This is a genomic window from Pinirhizobacter soli (assembly GCF_015905305.1).
GTDB classification, from domain to species: domain Bacteria; phylum Pseudomonadota; class Gammaproteobacteria; order Xanthomonadales; family Rhodanobacteraceae; genus Pinirhizobacter; species Pinirhizobacter soli.
On the sequence record NZ_JADZLQ010000004.1, the window covers coordinates 209303 to 230456 of the forward strand.

Here is a 21154-nt window from a genome sequence, read left to right on the forward strand (position 1 = left end):
GATGGAGCAAGTGATGGATTGTTTCAAAGCCTACGACATCCGCGGCCGCATCCCCGATCAGCTGAACCCCGATATCGCCTACCGCATCGGTCGTGCCTTCGCGCGCGCCGTGGGTACCGGCAGCGTGGTGGTGGGTTACGACATCCGCCTGGACAGCCCCAAGCTCGCCGAAGCGGTGAGCAACGGCCTGCGCGACGAAGGCTGCGACGTGGTCGATATCGGCCTGGGCGGCACCGAGGAGGTCTACTTCCAGACAGCGCACCGCGGCAGCATCGGCGGCATCATGGTCACCGCCAGCCACAACCCGATCGACTACAACGGCATGAAGCTCGTGCGCGACGGCGCCAAGCCGATCAGTGGCGACACCGGCCTGAAGGACATCGAGAAGCTGGTTGAAGCCAACGATTTCGGCGATGCCAGGCCTCGCGGCGGCCATACCAGCGACCACGACAAATCGGCCTATATCCAGCACCTTCTCACCTATGTCGACCGCGACGCGCTCAAGCCGCTGAAGATCGTGGTCAACGCCGGTAACGGTGGTGCTGGGGCGGTGATTGACCTGCTGGCCCCGCATCTTCCATTCGAGTTCATCCGCATCAACCATGAGCCGGATGGCAGCTTCCCCAATGGCATACCCAACCCGCTGCTGATCGAGAACCGCGACGCCACGGCAAAAGCGGTGATCGAATCAGGCGCCGATTTCGGCATCGGCTGGGACGGCGACTTCGACCGCTGCTTCCTGTTCGATGCGCGCGGCAGCTTCATCGAGGGCTACTACATCGTGGGCCTGCTCGGCGCCCAGCTGGTGGAAAAAAACCCCGGTGGCAAGGTGATCCACGATCCGCGCCTGACCTGGAACACCATCGAGATGGTCCAGGACGCCGGTGGCACGGCGATCGAAAGCAAGACCGGCCATGCCTTCATCAAGGAACGCATGCGCGCCGAAGACGCCGTCTACGGCGGCGAGATGAGCGCCCACCACTACTTCCGCGACTTCGCCTATTGCGACTCGGGCATGATTCCATGGCTGCTGGTAGCCGAGCGCGTATGCAAGCTGGGCACCTCACTGGAATCGATGCTCGCCGAACGCATGAAGACATTCCCCTGCAGCGGGGAAATCAACTTCAAGGTCTCCGACGCCAAGGCCATCGTGGCGAAGATCGAACAGCACTTCGCCGGCGACAAACCGCGCGTGGACCGCACCGACGGCGTGTCCATGGAATTCGCCGACTGGCGCTTCAACATCCGCTCGTCCAATACCGAGCCGCTATTGCGCCTGAACGTGGAAACTCGATCGAACCTGCCGTTGTTGAAGCAGCGCACGGAAGAGCTGCGCGGGATGATCGAAGGCTGACCACGTTTGCGGGGTCGGCGTACATCCGCGACCCCGCCTTTGCCGGCCGAACTGGCCGGCTCCCTGCCGCGGCGGTCAGGCCTTGCGCAGTACAACCAGATCCTGGTGGTTGTTCACTCCGCCTTCGACGAAGCGCTCCACCGGCATGATCGTGGACCACCGATTTCGAACGTAGTCTTCGGTGTGAAAGGTGGTCTGGTAGAAGTCCGGCAACCCGTCAACCTTGAAGCGACCAGTATGATCGACGCGGAACACAAAGCCCTTGGCAGCGAGTTCCGCCAGCTCCGCTGGCGCGCAGGTGTCAAGGCACCGCTTACCGTGCGTCGTGGTGATCAACAGACCTCCAGGTTTCAGGATGCGCTCGATTTCCTGCAGCCACTGGAACTGGAAGGCTTCGTCCAGATGCGTAAAAAGCGACACGCTGTAGACGATGTCGAAACTGTCATCGGCATAGTTAGTTGGCGGATCTGGCCGGTTGACTGCGAACGTGGCGACGTCGCCCAAGTGCCCGCGGGCCCAGCCGATCGCCTCGGCGTCGATGTCCGAACCATCGAAACGATTGCCGGGCAGTCGGCGCGCCAGCTGGCTGAGTACCCGCCCAGGTCCGCAGGCAAAATCGAGAATCCGCAGGCCCTGGAGAGCTAACCCAGTGGCGCGCGCATTGTCTGCTATCACATCGGCGACGTAGGCCCCTGCTTCAAGGTAGCTGGCCTCGTCCAAGGCGCGGTGCACGCGATAACGAAGCATCGGTGGCGGCAGCGGCCGTGTTGGATCAAGGCGATATGCATTTTCGGCAATCTTCAGCCGAGATTTGAACTGGGTATATCGAACAGCACCGGCAGCCCAATACAACGGCGGTATGCGCTTGGCCAGCGCAACGAAAGTAGAGCGGTCCATGGCGGTCCTGTTCCTCGAGGCAGAGGATAGTACCGCCGGGCGGCGCGCCATCAAAGTCGCAAGAACCTCCGACAAGGATGGATGACCGGGCATCTCGGCCTGCACTACTCCGAACGCAGGCCAACTCGATCAAAGTGTCCGCCGGCTCCAACGCCTGCCCCGAACCCACACTCGCCGTCAGAAGCCAGGTCCAGCCCAAGCTCGGTGAATTTCATTTCCACCTTGCAGCTGGGCATATCCTTGTCACCATGCATCACCCCGTGGCCGCCAATGATGGTGACGGTATCCGACAGGTCTCCCATGTTCGGCCCGTACTTCATGCCATTGGCGCTGAAATGCAGCCCGCTGAACTGGACATCGAATTCCTTGCCGTTGGCGGTCACTGATACGGTGCTCCACGAGCCGAAGCCCGCGTACTGCCAGTATTCCCCCACCGGGGAAGCCGGCGCCTTGAACGAGGCCAGGGCGGCATCGACCAGGCCCTTGTTGTGCGTGGTGCTGGGCGAAGCCGACGCACGGGCCAGCCACGCCCTCGCCTTCAAAGGCTGTCCGGCGCGTAGCCAGGCGAGCGCGGCATTGTTGTAGGCATCGGCGCCCACGTCCGGGCACGTGCGCCCGGGGTGATCATCCTCAGTGCCTTGGCAATCGACCGAGGCTTGCTCGACCCAACCCACCTGTTGCTCATAAAGCGCCGCCGCGCGCGCATAGTCCTTCGCGCGATAAGCCTTGCCGCCCATGGCATCGCACTGCCTGGCGCTATTGCACGAAGGCGCATCGGCCGCCATGGCCACACCAGCGGACATGCCGACGGCGAACGCCGCCCAACAAAACACCCTCATTCCACCGTCACCGACTTCGCCAGATTCCGCGGCTGATCCACGTCGGTTCCACGCAGCACAGCCACGTGATAGGCCAGGAGCTGCAGGGGAATAGTGAACACCGCTGGCGAAATAAAGTCGCCACCGCTATCCAGACGCAACGTGGTGTCCTGCTCGAAATTCTCGTCCATCACCGCGGCATGATCGGCGAACACCACCAGCGTGCCACCGCGCGCCCGCACTTCCTGCAGGTTGGATTTCAGCTTCTCGAGCAGCGGCCCATTCGGCGCCACGGCGATCACCGGCATGTTTTCGTCCACCAGCGCCAGCGGGCCGTGCTTCAGCTCGCCCGCCGGATACGCCTCGGCGTGGATGTAGGAGATTTCCTTGAGCTTCAACGAGCCTTCCAGCGCCACCGGATAGTGTTCGCCACGGCCCAGGAACAGCGCGTGCTGGCGCGAGACGAATTGTGCCGCCAGCTCGATGATCTGCGGCTCCAGGGTAAGCGCCTGTTCGATGAAGCGCGGAAGTGTGTAGAGCTCCTGGCAACGCTTCAGGTACGTGGCCTCGTCCAGGCCACGCTGGCGGCCGAGCTCCAGCGCCAGCAGGGCAAGGCCGGCGAGCTGCGTGGTGAAGGCCTTGGTCGAAGCCACGCCAATCTCGGGCCCGGCGCGGGTCATCAGTTTCAGGTCCGCCTCGCGCACGAGGGACGACTCGGGCACGTTGCAGATGCCCAGCGTGCCCAGGTAGCCGCGACGCTTCGTCTCGCGCAGGGCAGCCAGCGTATCGGCGGTTTCACCCGACTGCGAAATGGCCACGAACAAACTATCGGGCGGTACCACGGCCTCGCGGTAACGGTACTCGCTGGCCACCTCCACACTGACGGGAATACGCGCCAGTTGCTCGATCCAGTACTTGGCCACCAGGCCCGCGTGGTAGCTGGTGCCGCAGGCCACGATGTGCACCTGGCGGGTCTTTGAAAGCATCTCCTCGGCACCCAGGCCAAAAATGTTCGGCAGTACGCCGTGCACGCCCAGGCGCCCTTCCAGGGTCTCGGTGACCGCCCGCGGCTGCTCGAAGATTTCCTTCTGCATGTAGTGGCGGTACTCGCCGCGCTCCACGGCATCGGAGGTGAGCTCCGAATCATGTACCTCGCGCTCCACCGGCTTGCCGTCCAGCGTGTAGACCTGCGCGGAAGAGCGGGTGATCTCCACCACGTCGTCTTCTTCCAGATACATCATGCGGTTGGTCACCTGGATCAGCGCCTGCGCATCGGAACCGAGCAAGTGCTCGCCGATGCCCACGCCCACCAGCAGCGGACAGCCGCGGCGGGCGCCGACCACGCGATCGGGGTGCTTGTCGCTGATCACGGCGATGGCGTAGGCGCCTTCGAGCTCGCGCACGGTGGCGATCACCGCCTCGCGCAGATCCATGCCCTGCCCGATGCGTTCGTCGATCAGATGCGCCATCACTTCCGAATCGGTGTCGGAGGTAAACACGCGGCCGCGGGCCTTGAGTTGCTCGCGCAGCGGCGCGTAGTTCTCGATGATGCCGTTGTGTACCAGGCACACGCTGCCGGCCACGTGCGGATGGGCGTTGTGCTCGCTGGGCGCGCCATGGGTGGCCCAGCGGGTGTGGGCGATGCCCGTGCCGCCGGGGGCGGGATCGGCGTCGTAGCGCGCTTCCATTTCGCGTACCTTGCCCTTGGCGCGGACGCGGCGCAGCGTGCCCTCGTCCAGCACGGCCAGGCCCGCGGAATCGTAGCCGCGGTATTCCAGCGCCTTCAAACCCGCGATCAGTAGCGGGGCGACGTCACGCTGGGCGGTCGCGGCAACAATTCCACACATGATGTTCTGTCCTTGGGGGGATGCCCCGGTTAGTTCACTTTGCGGCGCAGATAGTTCAACAAATCAATTCGTGTAATCAGGCCCAGGAAACGGTCGCCGTCCATCACGATCGGCACGTGGCCGCGGTCGAACACCGGCATCAACGATTCGATGGGTGATTTCACATCCAGGATGGTGAGGCTCTCGATCATCGCAGTGGACACCGGGTCGCGGAAACGCGCCTCGTCCACGTGCACGTGCAGCAACACGTCCGATTCGTCCAGGATGCCAACGATGCGGTCGCCGTCCATCACCGGCAGCTGCGACACGTCGTAGAGCTTCATGCGGTTGTAGGCGGTGATCAGAAGTTCCGACGGCCCCACCACCACGGTATCGCGCTGGGCATAGGGACGAAGGATCAGGTCGCGCAGGTCGTTGTAGCGTTCGCGCTCCAGGAAGCCGTTGTCGAGCATCCAGTAGTCGTTGTACAGCTTCGACAGATACTTGTTGCCGGTGTCGCACACCAGCGTGACCACGCGCTTGGGTTCGGTCTGCTCGCGGCAATACTTCAGCGCGGCCGCAAGCAGGGTGCCGGTGGACGAACCACCCAGGATGCCTTCCTTGGCCAGCAGCTCACGAGCGGCGGTGAAGCTTTCCTTGTCGCTGATCGCATAGGCCTTGACCACCTTGGAAAAATCGCTGATGGAGGGGAGGAAATCCTCACCGATGCCTTCGACCAGCCAGCTGCCGGATTTGGTGGAAAGCACGCCCTCGTTGATGTATTGGGCAAGGATGGAACCCACGGGATCGGCCAGGATCAGGTCGGTCTGGGGCGAGTGTTCCTTCAGGAAAGCGGTCAGGCCGCTCATGGTGCCGGACGAACCACACCCGAGCACGATGGCGTCAACGCGCCCGTCCATCTGCTCGAGGATCTCCGGCCCCGTGGTCTGCACGTGGGCCAGCGGATTATCGGGATTGCCGAACTGGTTGATGAAATACGCACCCGGGGTTTCGCGCGCGATGCGCTCGGCCATGTCCTGGTAGTACTCCGGGTGGCCCTTGGCCACGTCCGAACGGGTGAGCACGACCTCTGCGCCCATGGCCTTGAGGTTGAAGATCTTCTCGCGGCTCATCTTGTCCGGCACTACCAGCACCAGGCGATAGCCTTTCTGCTGCGCCACCAGCGCCAACCCAAGGCCGGTATTGCCAGCCGTGCCTTCCACCAGGGTATCGCCGGGCTTGATGCGGCCGGTGCGCTCGGCGCCCTCGATCATCGACAGGCCGATGCGGTCCTTGATCGAACCACCGGGGTTCATGCTTTCCATCTTGAAGAACAGCTCGGCCTTGCCGGTATCAAGATGTTGCGCGCGCACCATCGGGGTGCGACCGATCAGGTCGAGGACGGTGCCGTAGACGCTCATTGCTGCTCCATTCGCCCCTGCCCACGCGCGGCCCCTGCCAGTCGCGCGGCACACGAGCCGGTAGTGACGCGCCATGATAACCGAGGGTCGTGCACGACCGCCCTTCGCGCAACAAAACGGGCGCCATAGAGGCGCCCGTCTTAAGGGGTAGAACCTATTGCCGGTGGGGGCTTAGCCCGCTTGCGCGTAGCGACCGTCCCACATCTGCAGCAAGCGTGATTTGGCGTGGAGTTTCTGGCGCTTCATGCCGGTCAAGGTCGCATCGTCGATGGGTAGTACGCCGATCTCGGCGTCGTGGACCTTGCTGTCGAGTTTCTGGTGGAGTTGGTAGAGGCGGCGGAATTCAACATCGCTCCTCATGAATGCCTCGACATCGTCACGCTGCTGGTTTTCGAACATGGTCGACTCCTGCATCTGTTGATGCGGCGCACGTGGGCCATGCGGCCGCATCGGTGGGGAAACCGCCGCCCCGGATGCCGGGAACCGGCAAGTCGGAAAGCGTTTCCGGATGGTCACCCGAAGGACATTGCGTCCCCCGGAGGACCGAAACTACTCCGCGTGATGGGGTCGTGCAAGCGGTCATGGAAGGTATTAAACCTTCCTTAATGTCTTTCACTTTCAATGAGTTGATAAAAAAGGCCCCGCAAGTGCGGGGCCTTTTTTTCCAGCAATATCGCGAAGTTGGGACGGAAGTCGCAGTTAACTCACTGACCGCCTTTTTTTGACGGCGTAGCCGAACCGCTGTCGCCGGCGTCGCGCAAGGCCCGTGCCGCCGCGGTGGCGGCCGCGGCCTGGCGCTTGGCCGCATTGGCGACCTTGGCCTGGGCCTCGGCCAGCTTGCGCGACTGGTCAGCCTCGGCCCGGGCTTGTTCTGCGGCCTGGGCCGAATCCATGCCTGCCTGTTGCAGGCGCGCGTTCTCGGCGGCCACCGCCTGGGCCTGCTGACGCTGGCGGTCGAGCTCGCGGCGGGCGTTTTCTACCTCCAGGCGGCTGGTGTCCAGCAGGATCTGGTCGTGCTCGCGGTCGAGCTTGGCCATGCGGTTCTGTGCGTCCTGCAGCTGCGCGGCGGCGCGGGCTACGTCCACCCGGCGCTCGGCGATATACAGCGCGTGGGCCCGTTCCTTGGACTTGAGCCCATACAGGCGGTTGATGGCATCCCGGGCACGGGCCTGCTCGCCCTGGGCATAGCCACCGAGGGTCGGGTCGCTGGCCAGTTGGTCAAGGCTGTTGGACAGGCGCTGGGCATCGAGGTCGTCCTTGGCGGCGATCGCCAGGGTGGACGCGAAGGCCAGGGCGAGACCGGCGGCAAGCTTGGTGAAGCGGTTCATCGCTGGCCTCCCTGGCTGTCGTCACCCGCGGGCGGGACGGTGCTCTCGGCCGGTGAGGGCAAGGTCATCTCGGTTTCCTGGACATTGCCCGGCGGCGGCGACACCGGCTGCTGGGCCTGGTTCTCGGCATCGGCCTGGGCTTGCGACAGCTCGGAGCGAAGCCTGCCGTTTTCCGCGGACTTCGTCGAAATCTGCGATCGAGCGGCTCCCAGGCGGGCCTTCATGGTGGCAACTTCCGCGTCGGCCCGGGACTCATCGGCCAGCTGGGCGGCCAGGTCGTACTTGCGGCTGGCCATGGCGCTGGACGCCTGCTGGAACTTGTCCTGGGCGAAACCAAGGTCCACAGGTGCATAATCGGCAGCGCCCGCGTCCCGGGCCGTACGCAGCTGGCCTTGCGCCTGGTTCATCTGGCTGTCCGGCGGCGGCACGCTGGCGCAGCCATGCAGCAGCGCGACGGCAAGCACCACGGCGGGCAAGCCAAGCAACCGGAGCCGTTTGTAGCCCGGCTTCGGCGAAAAGATGTGGACCATCACTCGTTCCTCTTACAGTTCTGCTTGGTATGGTCGATATTGTGGGCAGGCCTAAACATCGAATGCAATGCAATACGGGGGCAAGGCGTGGATATTGGGTATTTCCTGAAGCTGATGGTAGACAAGGGCGCGTCGGACATGTTCCTGACCACGGGCGCTCCCGTGAACATCAAGGTCGAAGGCAAACTCTATCCCCTGGGTAATACCGGCCTTCCCAGCGGCATGGTGAAGAAAATCGCCTACTCCCTCATGGACGAAGGCCAGGTCCCCCAGTTCGAGCGCGACCTGGAGCTGAACATGGCCCTGGCCGTGAAGGAAGCCGGCCGCTTCCGCATCAACGTGTTCAAGCAGCGCGGCGAGCTGGGCATGGTCATCCGTGCCATCAAGAATGACATCCCCAGCGTGCACGAGCTGCGACTGCCGTCGATCTTCAGCGACCTGATCATGGAGCCCCGCGGGCTTATCCTGGTCGTGGGCGCCACCGGTTCGGGCAAGTCCACCACCCTGGCGGCCATGCTCGACCACCGCAACCAGAACAGCTCCGGGCATATCCTTACCGTCGAGGATCCCATCGAATACCTGCACCGCCACAAGCGGTCGATCGTGAACCAGCGCGAAGTGGGCCTGGATACCCACAGTTACCACGAGGCGCTGAAGAACGCGATGCGTGAAGCGCCCGATGTGATCATGATCGGCGAAATCCGCGACACCGAAACCATGGAAGCGGCCATTTCCTTCTCGGAAACCGGCCACCTTTGCCTGGCCACGCTGCATTCGAACAATGCCGACCAGACCCTCGAGCGCATCCTGAACTTCTTCCCCGAATCGGCACACAAGAACGTGCTGATGAACCTGTCGCTGAACCTGCGCGCGGTGATCAGCCAGCGCCTGGTGCTGGGCAAGGACAACCGCCGCCTGCCGGCCACCGAAGTGCTGCTGAACACCCCGTTGATCCGCGACATGATCCGCCGCGGCCAGATCCACGAGGTGAAGGAGGCCATGGACCGCTCGCTGCAGGAAGGCATGCAGACCTTCGACCAATCGCTCTACCGCCTGTATCGCGAAGGCCAGATCGAGCTGGAGGAAGCCCTCAACAAGGCCGATTCCCGCGATGGCCTGGCCCTGAAGATCCGCCTGTCCGAAGGCGCGACAGGCAACGAGTTCGCCTCCAGCGACCCTTACGGCATCGGCGTGTAATCGGGCTGCGCCTCGGGCGCGGCCCTGGCGAACGCTTCAAGTGCGGCGCAGTTCGCGTCGATGCGGACGATGGCGGGATAGCGCTCCATCGGCACGTTCCAGCGCCGGGCGTTGTACACCTGCGGCACCAGGCAGGCGTCGGCCATCCCCGGCGCATCCCCGTGGCAGAAGTGCCCACCGGGGCCGGCGAGCATGCCTTCCAGCGCATCGAAACAGACCGTGATCCAGTGACGTGTCCAGGCCACTCGCTGTTCCTGGCTGGCGCCCAGTTGTGTGCTTAGCGCATTGAGCGCCCGCAGGTTGGTCAGCGGGGCCGCGTCCGCGGCCACGGCCTGGGCCAGGGCGCGCACGCGGGCCCGCCCCAGTGGATCGGCGGGCAGCAAGGGCACCTCCGGCCGCGTTTCCTCCAGGTATTCCATGATCGCCAGCGACTGCGTCAGCACCGCCGTGCCGTCGATCAGGGTCGGCAGGAGTTCCTGCCGGTTCAAGGCCCGGTAGGCTTCCGCGTGATGCTCCCCACCGTTGGCCACCAGGTGCACCGGGCGCATCTCGTAGGCGATGCCCTTGAGGTTCAGGGCGATGCGCACGCGATAGGACGCGGAGGATCGCCAATAGCTGTACAGGATAGGTGAAGGGTTCATGGGCATTTGCGTTGAGGTCGGCGGGTCCAGACAATAGCGGTTTTCCCCGACCGCTGGAGCTTTCGCAATGTCCGTCACCCGCATGAGCGACCTCGACCTCCACGGCAAGCGGGTATTGATCCGCGAAGACCTCAACGTACCGGTGAAGGACGGCAAGATCACCTCCACCCAGCGCCTGGATGCTTCCCTTCCCACCATCCGCGCCGCGAAGGACGCTGGCGCCCGCGTGATGGTGCTCTCGCACCTGGGCCGCCCCAAGGAGGGCCAGTTCGATCCCGAGTCGTCGCTCGCCCCCGTGGCCGAGTGGCTCGGCAACCAGCTGGGCGGAAAGGTACGGCTGGTGCGCGACTACCTCGATGGCGTGGACGTGGCCGAAGGCGAGGTGGTGGTGCTGGAGAACTGCCGCATGAACGTGGGCGAAGGCGCCGACGATGAAGCGCTGTCGCGCAAGTACGCGGCGCTGTGCGATGTGTTCGTGATGGATGCCTTCGGCACCGCGCACCGCGCCCAGGCCTCCACCCATGGCGTGATCCGCTTCGCCCCGGTGGCCGCTGCAGGCCCGCTGCTGTCGGCCGAGCTCGACGCACTGGGCAAGGCACTGGAGGCCCCGGCCCGCCCGCTGCTGGCGATCGTGGCGGGTTCGAAGGTATCCACCAAACTCACCTTGCTGGAGAACCTTGCAGGCAAGATCGACCAGCTGATCGTCGGCGGCGGCATTGCCAATACGTTCATCGCCGCGGCCGGCCACAAGGTGGGCAAGTCGCTGTACGAGGCGGACCTCCTGGATGCGGCCAGGAAAGTGATGGCCGACGCCAAGGCGCGTGGCGCCGATGTTCCCGTTCCTACGGACGTGGTGGTAGCCGACAAGTTCTCCGCCGATGCCAAGGCCACGGTGAAAGGCGTGACCGAGGTAGGCGATGACGACCTGATCCTGGATATCGGGCCCGAAACGTCTGCGCGCTACGCACAAATGATTGCCAAGGCGGGCACGGTGGTGTGGAACGGTCCGGTGGGCGTGTTCGAATTCGACGCCTTCGGCAAGGGCACCGAAACGCTGGCCCTTGCCATTGCTTCGTCGAAAGCGTTCTCCATCGCCGGCGGCGGCGACACGCTGGCGGCCGTGGACAAGTACGGCATCGAAAAGGATGTTTCCTACATTTCCACCGGCGGCGGCGCCTTCCTTGAGTTCCTCGAAGGCAAGGAACTGCCCGCCGTGGCGGCGCTGAAGGCGCGGGGCGGCCAGTGACGCTTTGCCTGTTCGACCTCGACGGCACGCTGATCGATTCGGAGCCCGGCATCTTCGGTGGCATCCGCTACGCACTGGGCAAGCTCGATACCGCCGTGCCTGACGAGAGGGCACTGCGGGCGTGGATCGGGCCGCCGCTTCGCCAGAACTTCGGCGCCCTGCTCGATGCCGAAAGGGTCGAGCAGGCAGTGAAGCACTACCACGTGTATTTCGCCGAACATGGCTGGCAGCAGCGGCGCGTGTATGACGGCATCCCCGAGGCGCTGGCCGCCATCCATGCCCGGGGTGATCGGCTGGCCGTAGTCACCAGCAAAATCCGCAACCACGCCGAGCGCATCATTGCCGACCTGCCCTTCGGGCATCTCTTCGAGCGGGTCTATGCGCCAGGACCTGAAAGCGCGCACAGCCAGAAGGCCAGCATGATCGCAGCGGCGATCGAGGATTTCGCCAGCCCGCGCGAATCGACGGTGATGGTCGGTGACCGCAGCTTCGACATCGAAGGTGCAGTAGCCAACCACATCGCAAGCGTAGGCGTACTGTGGGGGTTCGGCGACGAGGCGGAGCTGACCCAGGCGGGCGCTGCGAAGCTTGCCAGCCACCCATCGGAGCTGCCGGGACTTACCTGAGAAAGGCGGTGCCGCTTACAGCGGCACCGCCAAAGCATTGCGCATAGTGGCTCCCCGCCTTTCGCGGGTTATGGAGCCTTCCCATGCAAGTACGCCTGCTCGCCCTCGCCCTGGCCTTTGCGCCGGGCCTGTCACTCGCCGCCCCTGACATCCTGGTGTCCCATGCCACGCCAGACGGCAGCGGCGTGGTGCTCGAACGCATGGCGCCCCACGCCATGGACGCACTTTCCGCGCGGCTTCACCATGACACCGGCCATTGCGGTGGGCTGGTGCAACATGCCGACGAAGCGGATTTCCGCCAATGGATGGCAAAGCTCAAGTCACCCACGCTCCGTCAGGCGTTAACGCGAAAGATCGACGATGCAGCCAACGTCGGCGCCGTGATGGCACGCCTGGATCCTGGCCGCCTGCTGGCCATGATCGAGCAACTCTCCACAAACACACCCAACCGCCATTACCGCTCGGAAGCAGGCGTGGCCGCCAGCAACGCCACGGCCGGCCAGTGGCGCTCGATCGCCGAAGGGCGCGACGACATCACCGTGTCCACGCTGCCTCTGCCAAACGCGCCGCAATCGACGGTGATCGCGCGCATCGAAGGCAGCGAACGGCCCGGCGAGATCATCGTGATCGGCTCGCACCTGGATTCCACGTCATCCCTCGCGCAGAACGATCCCCGCGGCTCCGCCCCTGGAGCCGACGACGATGCGTCAGGCGTGGCAACCGCCACCGAAATACTGCGCGCCATGGTGGAATCCGGTTACCGGCCTAAACGCAGCATCCATTTCATCGCGCACGCTGGCGAGGAAGGCGGCCTGCTGGGCTCGCGCCAGGTAGCCGCGGACTACCGGCGGCGTGGCGCCAACGTGGTGGGCATGATGCAGCTGGATATGACCGCCAACCAGGGCAGCGCCGATGACGTCTACCTGATGACGGACTACACCGACGCGGGACAGAACGACTTCGTCGCGGATCTTGCGCGCACCTACCTGCCGGCGCTTCGCATCGGCCGCGATCGCTGCGGCTACGGGTGCTCCGATCATGCCTCGTGGTTCGCAGAAGGTTATCCCGCATCCATGCCGTTCGAATCAGGCATGCGCGATGCCAACCGGGCGATCCACACCCCACGCGATACCGTGGAAACCTTTGGGGGCCATGCGAACCATGCCATCAAATTCGCCCGGCTGGCCACGGCGTTCGCGGTGGAACTGGCCAACGACTAGGGTGGCGGCCAATGTGCTGCGGGGTCGGCATTCAACGCCGACCCCGCTTCGTATCAACCAACCAGCTTCTTCACCTTCTCCACCACGTTGGTCACGGTGAAGCCGAAATGCTCGAACAGCTGGTTGGCCGGAGCCGACAGGCCGAAGGTGGTCATGCCGATCACGTCGCCGTCCAGGCCCACGTACTTGCGCCAGTAGTCGACCACACCTGCCTCAATCGCCAGGCGCGCGCGGCACCAGGCCGGCAGCACGCCTTCGCGGTATTCGGTGGTCTGTTCATCGAACACTTCGGTACAGGGCATCGACACCACGCGCACCGGGATGCCGTGGTTGGCGAGCTCCGCCGCCGCGTCGGTGGCCAGGCCCACTTCCGAGCCCGTGGCGATGATGATGGCCTTGAACTGGCCGTCTGCCGGATCGGAAAGGATGTAGCCGCCGCGCTGGACCTGCGCAAGCGTGGTTTCGTCGCGGTGCTGGTGCTTCAGGTTCTGGCGCGAGAAAACCAGGCACGAGGGGCCGTGGCTGCGTTCGACGGCCATCTTCCAGGCCACCGCGGTTTCCACCGTGTCGCAAGGGCGCCACAGGTTGTTGTTGGGGATCAGGCGCAAGGTGGCCATGTGTTCGATGGGCTGGTGCGTCGGGCCATCCTCGCCCAGGCCGATCGAATCATGCGTATACACATGGATCGAATGGGCCGGGATCAGGCACGACATGCGTACCGCATTGCGTGCGTAGTCGGAGAACACCAGGAAGGTGGCGTCGTAGGGAATGAAGCCGCCATGCAGCGCCAGGCCGTTGCCGATGGCCGTCATGCCGAACTCGCGCACGCCGTAGTGGATGTAGTTGGCATCCGGGCTCTGGTGGTTGACGGGCTTGGAGCCCTTCCAGATGGTCAGGTTCGATGGTGCCAGGTCCGCCGAGCCGCCGATCAGTTCCGGCAGCAACGGGCCGAAGGCATCGAGCGTGTTCTGCGATGCCTTGCGCGAGGCGATGGTTGCGCCTTCGGCCTGCACCTTGCGCACGAAGGCCATCGAATGATCCGACCAGTTCGTCGGCAACGTGCCGCTGATGCGGCGCTTGAGCTCCTCGGCCAGTTCCGGGAATGCCTTGGCATAGGCGTTGAATGCTTCGTTCCATTCGGCCTCGCGCCGGGCGCCGGCTTCGCGCGCGTCGTAGGCGGCGTAGATCTCGGCGGGCACTTCGAACGGCGGGTAGTTCCAGCCCAGCTGCTTGCGTGCCGCGGCCACTTCGTCTTTGCCCAGTGCCGCGCCGTGGCTGGATTCCTTGCCTTCCTTGTTGGGCGAGCCGAAGCCGATGATGGTGCGGCAGATGAGCAATGTGGGCTTGTCGCCCTGCGCGGTGGCCTTGGTCAGGGCCTTCTTGACCGCATCGGCGTCGTGGCCGTCGATATCGGCGATGACGTTCCAGCCGTAGGCCTTGAAACGCGCGGCGGTGTCGTCGGTGAACCAGTCATGCACTTCGCCGTCGATGGAGATGCCGTTGTCGTCGTAGATGGCAATGAGCTTGCCCAGCTTCAGCGTACCGGCCAGCGAGGCCACTTCATGCGAGACGCCTTCCATCATGCAGCCATCGCCCATGAACACATAGGTGTGGTGATCGACGATGGTATGGCCCGGCTTGTTGAAGCGCGCGGCCAGTACCTGCTCGGCCAGCGCGAAGCCCACGGCGTTAGCAAGTCCCTGGCCCAACGGGCCGGTGGTGGTCTCGACACCTGGCGTTTCGGAATATTCCGGATGACCCGCGGTGCGCGAGTGCAGCTGGCGGAAGTTCTTCAGCTCGTGGATCGGCAGGTCGTAGCCGGCCAGGTGAAGCAGCGAGTACTGCAGCATCGAACCGTGGCCGTTGGACAACAGGAAGCGATCACGGTTGAACCACTTAGGGTGCGAAGGGTTGTGGCGGAGGAAATCGTTCCACAGCACTTCAGCGATATCGGCCATGCCCATGGGCATGCCAGGGTGGCCGGAATTGGCCGCCTCGACGGCGTCCATCGACAATGCACGGACGGCGTTGGCAAGCTCGCGGCGGGTTGTCATGGCTCAGGTCTCCAAAGGGCGGTGGTAAAGCGCTTATTGTCGCCGATCAGCGTGACGAAGTCGCATCCGAAAGCGGCGCGATAGACCTTTGGATCGCCTTGCGTCCATCCAGCATCCTTCGATGCATCGGTTTGCCCAAGGCGCCTGGAACTTAACTTCGCCTTAATCTTCCAGGCCGACGTAAGCGAACTCTTCAGCTACGTTCTTTTCTAATGGCCACCGTTCCAGCGATATGTGGACACGGTTTCGCATCGCTCCCCACGATGCGCGGCCTTTTCAAGAAAGTACGGAGATTTCGCTTTACTTACGAAGAAAAACAATTCGGACCGGCTCACGACCCCACCGTGTAACCGGAACACCGCGCCTGGCGCAACAGCTAAACCCCCGCTTGATTTCCCATTGCAACGTAGGCCAGGCCTTGTGCCTGCCTCGTGCCAGGGAAGGCTTTTTCACGACGCGTCGATTAACCAATTCTTAATGAAATATCGGTGCGAAGTGGAATTCGAAATGGCAGGAGCCATCTAACCGGAGCGACATCGCCATAGAGCGATACGCCCGGCCCGAGACGCGAACCCCCGCGTCCCGGGAACTATCTGGAGTTATGTCCCCCATGAAAAAGACCCTACTGGCCCTTGGCCTCGCGTCCCTCGGCTTCGCCGCTCTTCCGGCCCTCGCCCAGGACAGCGCCGCACCCAGCGGTAACTACATGCCCAACCAGTCCGTCGGCAGTGGCAACTGGTTCATCGGCGCCAATGTCGGCCGCACCAACGGCACCAATGAAGGTGGCTTTGGCAGCGACAAGAGCGGCTTCAATTTCTTCAAGGGCGACCAGGATCGCCGCACCGGTTACGGCGTGCTCGGCGGTTATCGCTGGAAGGTCGGCAACGACCTGGGCCTGGGTGCGGAGCTGGGTTACACCGACCTTGGCAACTACCGCGTCCGCAACGTGTTCAATAGCAATGACGTCAACCAGACCAGCCAGACCAACGCGCTGCGTGGTTGGATGGCCGGCGTGAACGGCAAGCTCAACCTGGTGCCGGGCTGGTACATCTCCGCGCACGGCGGCTTCTTCTATGCCAACAACAACCGCCAGAACTTCCTGCAGGGTGCCGATCCGTCGATGGGCTTCACCTCCGACAGCCGCGCGCACCGCGGTAGCTGGTACGGCGGTATCGGTACCGGTTGGGATATCAACGACCACTTCAGCGCTGGCGTGGCGTACGACTACTTCCACGCCAATGCCGGCAAGCTGCGCAACGATGTCACCGGCGCCACCGCATCTGACTACAAGCGTTCCACCGGCATCGTCTCGCTGTCCGGCGAATACCGCTTCTGATCCACCCCACGGCCGCGACGTGACGTCGCGGCCGTTTTTCTTTTCCTGTCTTCATTTGTGGAGCATTCCATGCGCAAGATCCTTCTTGTTGCCGCTATCGCCGCCGGCGCCATAGCCGCACCCGCCTTTGCCCAGAGCACCCATAACGACGGCTGGTTCGTCAATGGCGCGGTGGGCCAGTCCCAGCTCGACCACGGCCGCTACGACGGCCACGACACCGCCTACACGGGCAATATCGGCTACCGCTGGGCGTTGAACCCGCAGTTCGCCTGGGGTGTGGAGGCCGGCTACAACGACCTGGGCAACATCCACGCGAAGAACATCTTCAATGACAACAACGTGGTCGATCGCAGCAAGAGCCAGCTGCATGGCTGGACGGCGGGCCTGAACGGGCGCTTCAACGTGGCACCGCAGTGGTATGTCTCCGCACGCGGCGGCATCTACGGCTGGAAGGGCCACGGCACCAGCAACGATGAGAACCCGGTGCGCGAAGGCCTGGACAAGACCAGCTGGTATGCCGGTGCCGGTGTCGGCTATGACTTCAGTAACAACGTGAGCCTGGGCATCAATTACGACTACTACGATGCGAAGAAGGACCATGTGGACCTGAGCAGCGACGTGGTGTCGGTGCAGGCCGAATACCGCTTCTAAACACGGTATACCGGGGCCAGGGATGGCTCTTTAACGTGGGCGATAGCGCCCATTGTCCAGCACCACCGTCATCAGTGCGTAGCGTGGCGACAGGTCGGTCGTCTCGGCCGCGTGCGCCTTGGCCAGGGCGTGGCCCATCGATTCGAGCATGGACTGATCGGGCGCGATGTCGATCGGCAGCGCCCGGTCCACTGTGCCGTTAGCTCGCAGGACCACAAGGAAATCCGCGATACACGACAACGGCGGCAGGGTTTGCCCTGGCGTGGTCAGGTAAGCGTTGTCCACTTGCACCTGCCCAGCGCGGAACATCATGTCTTCGCGGGCGCCGATGCGTATCTGTGCATCGTGCGCGGCGACATAGGCGTCGACGTCGCGCATCACGTCATCGATGTTGTTGCCGAAATGCAGACTGATGCGCTTGACCAGTTCGGCGGCGTAGCCGCGCGCGGAGTCTTTCGGGGAAGATCCTGCCAATACGTAGTGCGCGTAGATCTCCGCCCAGTTCATCGCCTCGCGGTAGTCGTGGCTGGCGAACTTGAGCTCAGCCATTTTTGCCATGGCAGGAATGCTTCCACGCGTGGCGGCATTGCCGAAATAGAGCGAGGCCTTGGTGTCATCGGCATGATCGAGCAGGCCGCCGGAGTGCCGGCCGCTATGGTAGATCGAACCCAACACGTATAGATCGGCAGGGCCGAGGTCCACGGCGTCATCTTCCAGTGCCGCAAGGGCCTTATGCCGCTGATCCAGCGGAACGTCGTGATCGACGATGGTGGCCCAGGCCGCTTCGTGCGGTGGCTTGGTGGAAGTGATGGGCGAGGACTGCGCGGTGCACACAGCCGCCACGCACATGGTTGCCGAAAGCACGATGGCGCGTACGGCATGCGCAATACGATCACTCATCCCCTGCCCTCCCTGATCGAAGTCGTCAATGTAAACCATTGTCGAGGCCAATGTTTTCCGCAGTGCGGCATGCGAGGACAAGAGCGGACGTAAAGCCTGTGCGTTGCGACGCTACGATCGCCTACAGGCGCCAAGGATGGCATTGCCTAGAGTTCGGGTATGCGGCGCCTTCCGCACAAACTTGCCGTCTTCGCCATTCCCGCGAGCCTGGTTGCCATACCGTTCGCTGCAACGGCCCAGTCAAGCGCCGCCGTTCCCCGGCATTTTTATACCTCGGCGCTGTACGACGACCCGGTGCTGGCCAAGGCCCAGGCGCTTACATTGCAAGCGGCCGAAGAGGCCACGGAGGCAAATGCGCCCTTGCTGCCGGAAGCGACCCTTCGCAGTGAGCGTGGACGCCAGGGCAATGGCCCATGGGTGACGTCGATCGAATTGCGAATCGCGCAATCGCTTGTCAATCGAGAGGCTCTGTCGACGCTGGCCGCCGCCAGGGCAAGGGCGCAGGCCGCCGTCGCCGAAGGCGATGCTGCCCGACAGGATCTGCTCCTTCGCGCAGCATCGGCGTGGACGCTTCTCGACGTGCGCCGCCAGGAACGCCAGTTCGCCATCGCCGATCGCGATGCCCTCGCCTTCCAGGCGGCACGGTCGCAGGCGCGCTTCGAAGTAGGACTGGCACCCCGCATTGATGCAGTCGAGACAGGCGCGCAGCAGACATCCGCAGTCGCACGGATTCTCGCAGCGGACGTGGCGCTTGATGATGCACGGCAGGCTGTGACGCAGATCGCTCGAAGCTGGACCTTAGCAAAACAGGAAGACGCCTCAATACATCGCCTTTGGCCAACTCAGGCTCCGCGCGTCGTTGCGCCTGATCACGAGCCCTTCGCTGTCACGGCCGCGCGCCACCGCCTGAACGCCGCCAACCATGCTCGGCGCGCCGCGCAGGCAGCCCGGTGGCCGACACTGTCGCTTCAGCTCCGTTATGGGCGCTCTTCCATCGCTACGAACAAGAAAATTGCACCGACGCCTTTTCGTCGGCGCCCATCGTTGATCCTTGGCCTGCAGGTGACCATGCCACTGATGGGAACGGCGATCGCGTCGGCCAACGTGCGCCGGGCCAATGCCCAGTGGGACGCAGCGGCGGCCGAACTCGGGATCGCCACTCGCGACGCCACGCGCAGCATTCGCCGGCTGGAACGCGCCCAGCAGTCTAACGAGTCGATCGTTCACGCACGTCAGTCTGCCGAAGCAGCCTCTCGAGCGTCCGTTGAGGCCACCAGGGCCGGCCTCGACACGGGAACAAGGACTACCGTCGATGCGCTCCTTTCCCAGCGACGACTGCTGGACGCACGCCGCGCAACCGCGAACGCGACAGCTACCCAGTTCCTCGGCCGCCTCAGCTTGTTCGCAGCACGTGGGATGCTCGAAGCGACGGACCTGGAAAGGCCGCCCACCGGTCTAAACCTGTCAATCAAGGAAGCCGCCAGATTTCCTGACTGAAAAAAAGAAGGCGCCCGATGGGCGCCTTCTTCGTTGGATGGCAGGGGAGCCTTTAGCCCTTCCACTGTCCCAGGGCAGCCAGGCCGTTTTCCTTCGCGCGCTCGTGCACGATCTTCTGTGCCGAGGCGACGTTGCCCTTGATGTCTTCGGACCACAGCTTCAACGCGGCCTGCTGCATGGCGCGGCCGTAGGAGAAGCTCAGCGGCCACGGATGCGGGCCCATGCGATTCATGGCGTTCAAGTGCGCGGTGGCGTCCTTGTCGCTCTGGCCGCCGGACAGGAACACGATACCGGGCAGCGAGGCGGGCACGGTGCTCTTGAGCACGCGCACGGTGGCTTCGGCCACTTCCTCGACATCCGCCTTCTCGGCGGACTTGGTGCCGTGGATCACCATGCTGGCCTTCAGGATGGTGCCTTCCAGCATCACGTTCTGCTCGTACAGCGCGTTGAACAAGCTGCGCAGCACCGCCTCGTGTACTTCGTAGCTCACCTCGATGGTGTGGTCGCCGTCCATGATGACTTCCGGTTCGACCATCGGCACGATGCCGGCTTCCTGGCACAGCGCGGCGTAGCGCGCCAGCGCGTGGGCGTTGGCTTCGATCGCGGTGGAGCTGGGGTTTTCTTCGGTGATGTTGATCACCGCGCGCCACTTGGCAAACTGTGCGCCGAGCTTTGCGTATTCCTGCAGGCGCTCGCGCAGGCCGTCCAGGCCCTCGGTAACGACGTCGCCCGGGAAACCGGCAAGGGCCTGCGTGCCCTTGTCGACCTTGATGCCCGGGATGATCCCGTTTTTCTTCATCACCTGGGTGAAGGGCACGCCGTCCTTCGTGGACTGGCGGATGGTTTCATCGAACAGGATGGCACCGGAAATGTGATCGGAAAGACCGGGGGTGGTCAGCAGCAACTCGCGGTAGGCGCGGCGGTTTTCCTCGGTGTTCTCGATGCCGATGGCCTGGAAACGCTTGGCGATGGTGGTGGTGGACTCGTCGATGGCGATGATGCCCTTGCCGGGCGCCACCATGGCCTGGGCGACGCTTTCGAGATCTTCAATGCTCATGACAACTCCGTGGATCGGGGCGGCGTTCGAGCCGCACTGGAAGAAGGCCGCGGCAATGGCCCGCGGCAAGGTCTTGAAACGCTAAGTATAAGCCACGGTCCGTTAGCCGGCCGTGGGATCAACCCTGGTAGCCGGCCAGGTCGCAGGCCTTGGTCAGGCGTGCGCGCTCGGCGGGGTCCGTGGGCATGTTGAACTGCACGACGTAGTACGTGCTCACCGGCTGAGCCTGGCGGTTCATGCCGCTGGGCCGGTAGTTGAAATTGCGCACGATGCTGACTGCGGTGGGGCCAAGATCGCTCGTCGGTACCGTCTTGGCGACCTTCGCATTGTAGGTTTTGCCGTCGGAACCGATCGTATAGGTGACGGCGGTGCAACCGGGTACGTTGAGGTTGCTCCCGGTATTGGGAACGTCGGCATCCACCGAGGTATTGGCCAGCGTCCAGTACGAGGGAAGGCGGTCGGGCGAAACGTGCTTGGCATCCTGCGCCACGGCGGGCATGGCGGCGAGGGCCACGAACGCGGAAAACGCGAGGCGGGGGAACATGGTGGACATGG

Annotated in this window: 20 protein-coding genes; 8 read left to right on the forward strand and 12 right to left on the reverse strand. The window is 63.8% G+C overall.

Annotation, left to right across the window (positions count from 1 at the left end; translation table 11 throughout):
- Positions 1-13: 13 nt before the first annotated feature.
- Positions 14-1354 carry a phosphohexomutase domain-containing protein gene (locus NDK18_RS17645; RefSeq protein WP_284692178.1) on the forward strand — a complete coding sequence of 447 codons (1341 nt, stop codon included), beginning with the start codon at positions 14-16 and terminating at the stop codon, positions 1352-1354.
- Positions 1355-1429: 75 nt separating this feature from the next.
- Here the strand turns inward: NDK18_RS17645 and NDK18_RS17650 are convergent, their stop codons facing one another.
- The 7 genes from NDK18_RS17650 to NDK18_RS17680 form a co-directional block, all read right to left on the reverse strand.
- A complete protein-coding gene (locus tag NDK18_RS17650; RefSeq protein WP_250628538.1) occupies positions 1430-2251 on the reverse strand; it encodes a class I SAM-dependent methyltransferase in 822 nt (273 codons plus the stop codon).
- A 104-nt stretch (positions 2252-2355) separates the two neighbouring features.
- Positions 2356-3054, reverse strand: a complete 699-nt coding sequence (locus NDK18_RS17655; RefSeq protein WP_250628539.1) for a hypothetical protein — start codon at positions 3052-3054, stop codon at positions 2356-2358.
- Between the two features lie 32 nt (positions 3055-3086).
- Positions 3087-4916: a glutamine--fructose-6-phosphate transaminase (isomerizing) gene (gene glmS, locus NDK18_RS17660; protein ID WP_250624190.1), complete on the reverse strand. Its 1830-nt coding sequence runs from the start codon at positions 4914-4916 to the stop codon at positions 3087-3089.
- A gap of 29 nt (positions 4917-4945) precedes the next feature.
- The gene (locus NDK18_RS17665; protein ID WP_250624191.1) at positions 4946-6316 is read right to left on the reverse strand and encodes a pyridoxal-phosphate dependent enzyme; all 1371 of its coding nucleotides are present in this window, start codon (positions 6314-6316) and stop codon (positions 4946-4948) included.
- A 171-nt stretch (positions 6317-6487) separates the two neighbouring features.
- Positions 6488-6715, reverse strand: a complete 228-nt coding sequence (locus tag NDK18_RS17670) for an HP1242/YdcH family protein (protein WP_250624192.1) — start codon at positions 6713-6715, stop codon at positions 6488-6490.
- A 305-nt stretch (positions 6716-7020) separates the two neighbouring features.
- On the reverse strand, positions 7021-7644 hold the full coding sequence (locus NDK18_RS17675) for a hypothetical protein (RefSeq protein WP_250624193.1): 624 nt from the start codon (positions 7642-7644) through the stop codon (positions 7021-7023).
- Positions 7641-8174: a DUF4398 domain-containing protein gene (locus NDK18_RS17680; protein ID WP_250624194.1), complete on the reverse strand. Its 534-nt coding sequence runs from the start codon at positions 8172-8174 to the stop codon at positions 7641-7643. Before NDK18_RS17680 ends, NDK18_RS17675 begins: the two co-directional genes overlap by 4 nt.
- An 87-nt stretch (positions 8175-8261) precedes the next feature.
- Here NDK18_RS17680 and NDK18_RS17685 point away from each other — a divergent pair, with 87 nt between their 5' ends.
- The gene (locus NDK18_RS17685) at positions 8262-9371 is read left to right on the forward strand and encodes a PilT/PilU family type 4a pilus ATPase (RefSeq protein ID WP_250624195.1); all 1110 of its coding nucleotides are present in this window, start codon (positions 8262-8264) and stop codon (positions 9369-9371) included.
- Here the strand turns inward: NDK18_RS17685 and maiA are convergent.
- On the reverse strand, positions 9353-10012 hold the full coding sequence (maiA, locus tag NDK18_RS17690; RefSeq protein WP_250628540.1) for a maleylacetoacetate isomerase: 660 nt from the start codon (positions 10010-10012) through the stop codon (positions 9353-9355). The two genes, NDK18_RS17685 and maiA, sit on opposite strands and share 19 nt — an antisense overlap.
- Positions 10013-10079: 67 nt before the next feature.
- Here maiA and NDK18_RS17695 point away from each other — a divergent pair, with 67 nt between their 5' ends.
- From NDK18_RS17695 to NDK18_RS17705, 3 genes are all read left to right on the forward strand, one after another.
- Positions 10080-11258, forward strand: coding sequence for a phosphoglycerate kinase (locus tag NDK18_RS17695; protein ID WP_250628541.1), 1179 nt, complete (start codon positions 10080-10082; stop codon positions 11256-11258).
- Positions 11255-11884, forward strand: coding sequence for an HAD hydrolase-like protein (locus NDK18_RS17700; protein WP_250624198.1), 630 nt, complete (start codon positions 11255-11257; stop codon positions 11882-11884). The genes NDK18_RS17695 and NDK18_RS17700 overlap by 4 nt, the downstream gene beginning before the upstream one ends.
- Before the next feature lie 83 nt (positions 11885-11967).
- A complete protein-coding gene (locus NDK18_RS17705) occupies positions 11968-13104 on the forward strand; it encodes a M20/M25/M40 family metallo-hydrolase (RefSeq protein ID WP_250628542.1) in 1137 nt (378 codons plus the stop codon).
- Positions 13105-13157: 53 nt separating this feature from the next.
- Here NDK18_RS17705 and tkt read toward each other — a convergent pair whose 3' ends face one another.
- Complete coding sequence (gene tkt, locus NDK18_RS17710; RefSeq protein WP_250624200.1) at positions 13158-15158, reverse strand: transketolase; 2001 nt, start codon at positions 15156-15158, stop codon at positions 13158-13160.
- A gap of 610 nt (positions 15159-15768) precedes the next feature.
- Between tkt and NDK18_RS17715 the strand changes: the two genes are divergently transcribed.
- Together NDK18_RS17715 and NDK18_RS17720 are read left to right on the forward strand one after the other, a co-directional pair.
- Positions 15769-16494, forward strand: coding sequence for an outer membrane protein (locus NDK18_RS17715; protein ID WP_250624201.1), 726 nt, complete (start codon positions 15769-15771; stop codon positions 16492-16494).
- Between the two features lie 69 nt (positions 16495-16563).
- Positions 16564-17145 (forward strand): outer membrane protein, encoded by a 582-nt coding sequence (locus NDK18_RS17720; protein ID WP_250628543.1) that lies wholly within the window; start codon positions 16564-16566, stop codon positions 17143-17145.
- A 30-nt stretch (positions 17146-17175) separates the two neighbouring features.
- Here NDK18_RS17720 and NDK18_RS17725 read toward each other — a convergent pair whose 3' ends face one another.
- A complete protein-coding gene (locus NDK18_RS17725) occupies positions 17176-18045 on the reverse strand; it encodes a hypothetical protein (protein ID WP_250628544.1) in 870 nt (289 codons plus the stop codon).
- A gap of 159 nt (positions 18046-18204) precedes the next feature.
- Between NDK18_RS17725 and NDK18_RS17730 the strand changes: the two genes are divergently transcribed.
- On the forward strand, positions 18205-19542 hold the full coding sequence (locus NDK18_RS17730; protein WP_250628545.1) for a TolC family protein: 1338 nt from the start codon (positions 18205-18207) through the stop codon (positions 19540-19542).
- A gap of 52 nt (positions 19543-19594) precedes the next feature.
- Here the strand turns inward: NDK18_RS17730 and NDK18_RS17735 are convergent, their stop codons facing one another.
- Entirely contained in the window at positions 19595-20599 is a 1005-nt protein-coding gene (locus tag NDK18_RS17735) for a class I fructose-bisphosphate aldolase (protein WP_250624205.1), read from the reverse strand.
- 118 nt (positions 20600-20717) lie between these two features.
- The gene (locus tag NDK18_RS17740) at positions 20718-21152 is read right to left on the reverse strand and encodes an energy transducer TonB (RefSeq protein ID WP_250628546.1); all 435 of its coding nucleotides are present in this window, start codon (positions 21150-21152) and stop codon (positions 20718-20720) included.
- Positions 21153-21154 lie beyond the last annotated feature (2 nt).

What these genes read in the sequence shown, in the direction of transcription:
- NDK18_RS17705 (WP_250628542.1), top strand. Translation starts at nt 11,968, where the DNA reads ATGCAAGTACGCCTGCTCGCCCTCGCCCTGGCCTTTGCGCCGGGCCTG.
- NDK18_RS17715 (WP_250624201.1), top strand. Translation starts at nt 15,769, where the DNA reads ATGAAAAAGACCCTACTGGCCCTTGGCCTCGCGTCCCTCGGCTTCGCC.
- NDK18_RS17675 (WP_250624193.1), bottom strand. Translation starts at nt 7,644, where the DNA reads ATGAACCGCTTCACCAAGCTTGCCGCCGGTCTCGCCCTGGCCTTCGCG.
- NDK18_RS17670 (WP_250624192.1), bottom strand. Translation starts at nt 6,715, where the DNA reads ATGTTCGAAAACCAGCAGCGTGACGATGTCGAGGCATTCATGAGGAGC.
- tkt (WP_250624200.1), bottom strand. Translation starts at nt 15,158, where the DNA reads ATGACAACCCGCCGCGAGCTTGCCAACGCCGTCCGTGCATTGTCGATG.
- glmS (WP_250624190.1), bottom strand. Translation starts at nt 4,916, where the DNA reads ATGTGTGGAATTGTTGCCGCGACCGCCCAGCGTGACGTCGCCCCGCTA.
- NDK18_RS17730 (WP_250628545.1), top strand. Translation starts at nt 18,205, where the DNA reads ATGCGGCGCCTTCCGCACAAACTTGCCGTCTTCGCCATTCCCGCGAGC.
- NDK18_RS17740 (WP_250628546.1), bottom strand. Translation starts at nt 21,152, where the DNA reads ATGTCCACCATGTTCCCCCGCCTCGCGTTTTCCGCGTTCGTGGCCCTC.
- NDK18_RS17695 (WP_250628541.1), top strand. Translation starts at nt 10,080, where the DNA reads ATGTCCGTCACCCGCATGAGCGACCTCGACCTCCACGGCAAGCGGGTA.
- NDK18_RS17680 (WP_250624194.1), bottom strand. Translation starts at nt 8,174, where the DNA reads ATGGTCCACATCTTTTCGCCGAAGCCGGGCTACAAACGGCTCCGGTTG.
- NDK18_RS17645 (WP_284692178.1), top strand. Translation starts at nt 14, where the DNA reads ATGGATTGTTTCAAAGCCTACGACATCCGCGGCCGCATCCCCGATCAG.
- NDK18_RS17735 (WP_250624205.1), bottom strand. Translation starts at nt 20,599, where the DNA reads ATGAGCATTGAAGATCTCGAAAGCGTCGCCCAGGCCATGGTGGCGCCC.
- NDK18_RS17720 (WP_250628543.1), top strand. Translation starts at nt 16,564, where the DNA reads ATGCGCAAGATCCTTCTTGTTGCCGCTATCGCCGCCGGCGCCATAGCC.
- maiA (WP_250628540.1), bottom strand. Translation starts at nt 10,012, where the DNA reads ATGAACCCTTCACCTATCCTGTACAGCTATTGGCGATCCTCCGCGTCC.
- NDK18_RS17650 (WP_250628538.1), bottom strand. Translation starts at nt 2,251, where the DNA reads ATGGACCGCTCTACTTTCGTTGCGCTGGCCAAGCGCATACCGCCGTTG.
- NDK18_RS17725 (WP_250628544.1), bottom strand. Translation starts at nt 18,045, where the DNA reads ATGAGTGATCGTATTGCGCATGCCGTACGCGCCATCGTGCTTTCGGCA.
- NDK18_RS17665 (WP_250624191.1), bottom strand. Translation starts at nt 6,316, where the DNA reads ATGAGCGTCTACGGCACCGTCCTCGACCTGATCGGTCGCACCCCGATG.
- NDK18_RS17655 (WP_250628539.1), bottom strand. Translation starts at nt 3,054, where the DNA reads ATGTCCGCTGGTGTGGCCATGGCGGCCGATGCGCCTTCGTGCAATAGC.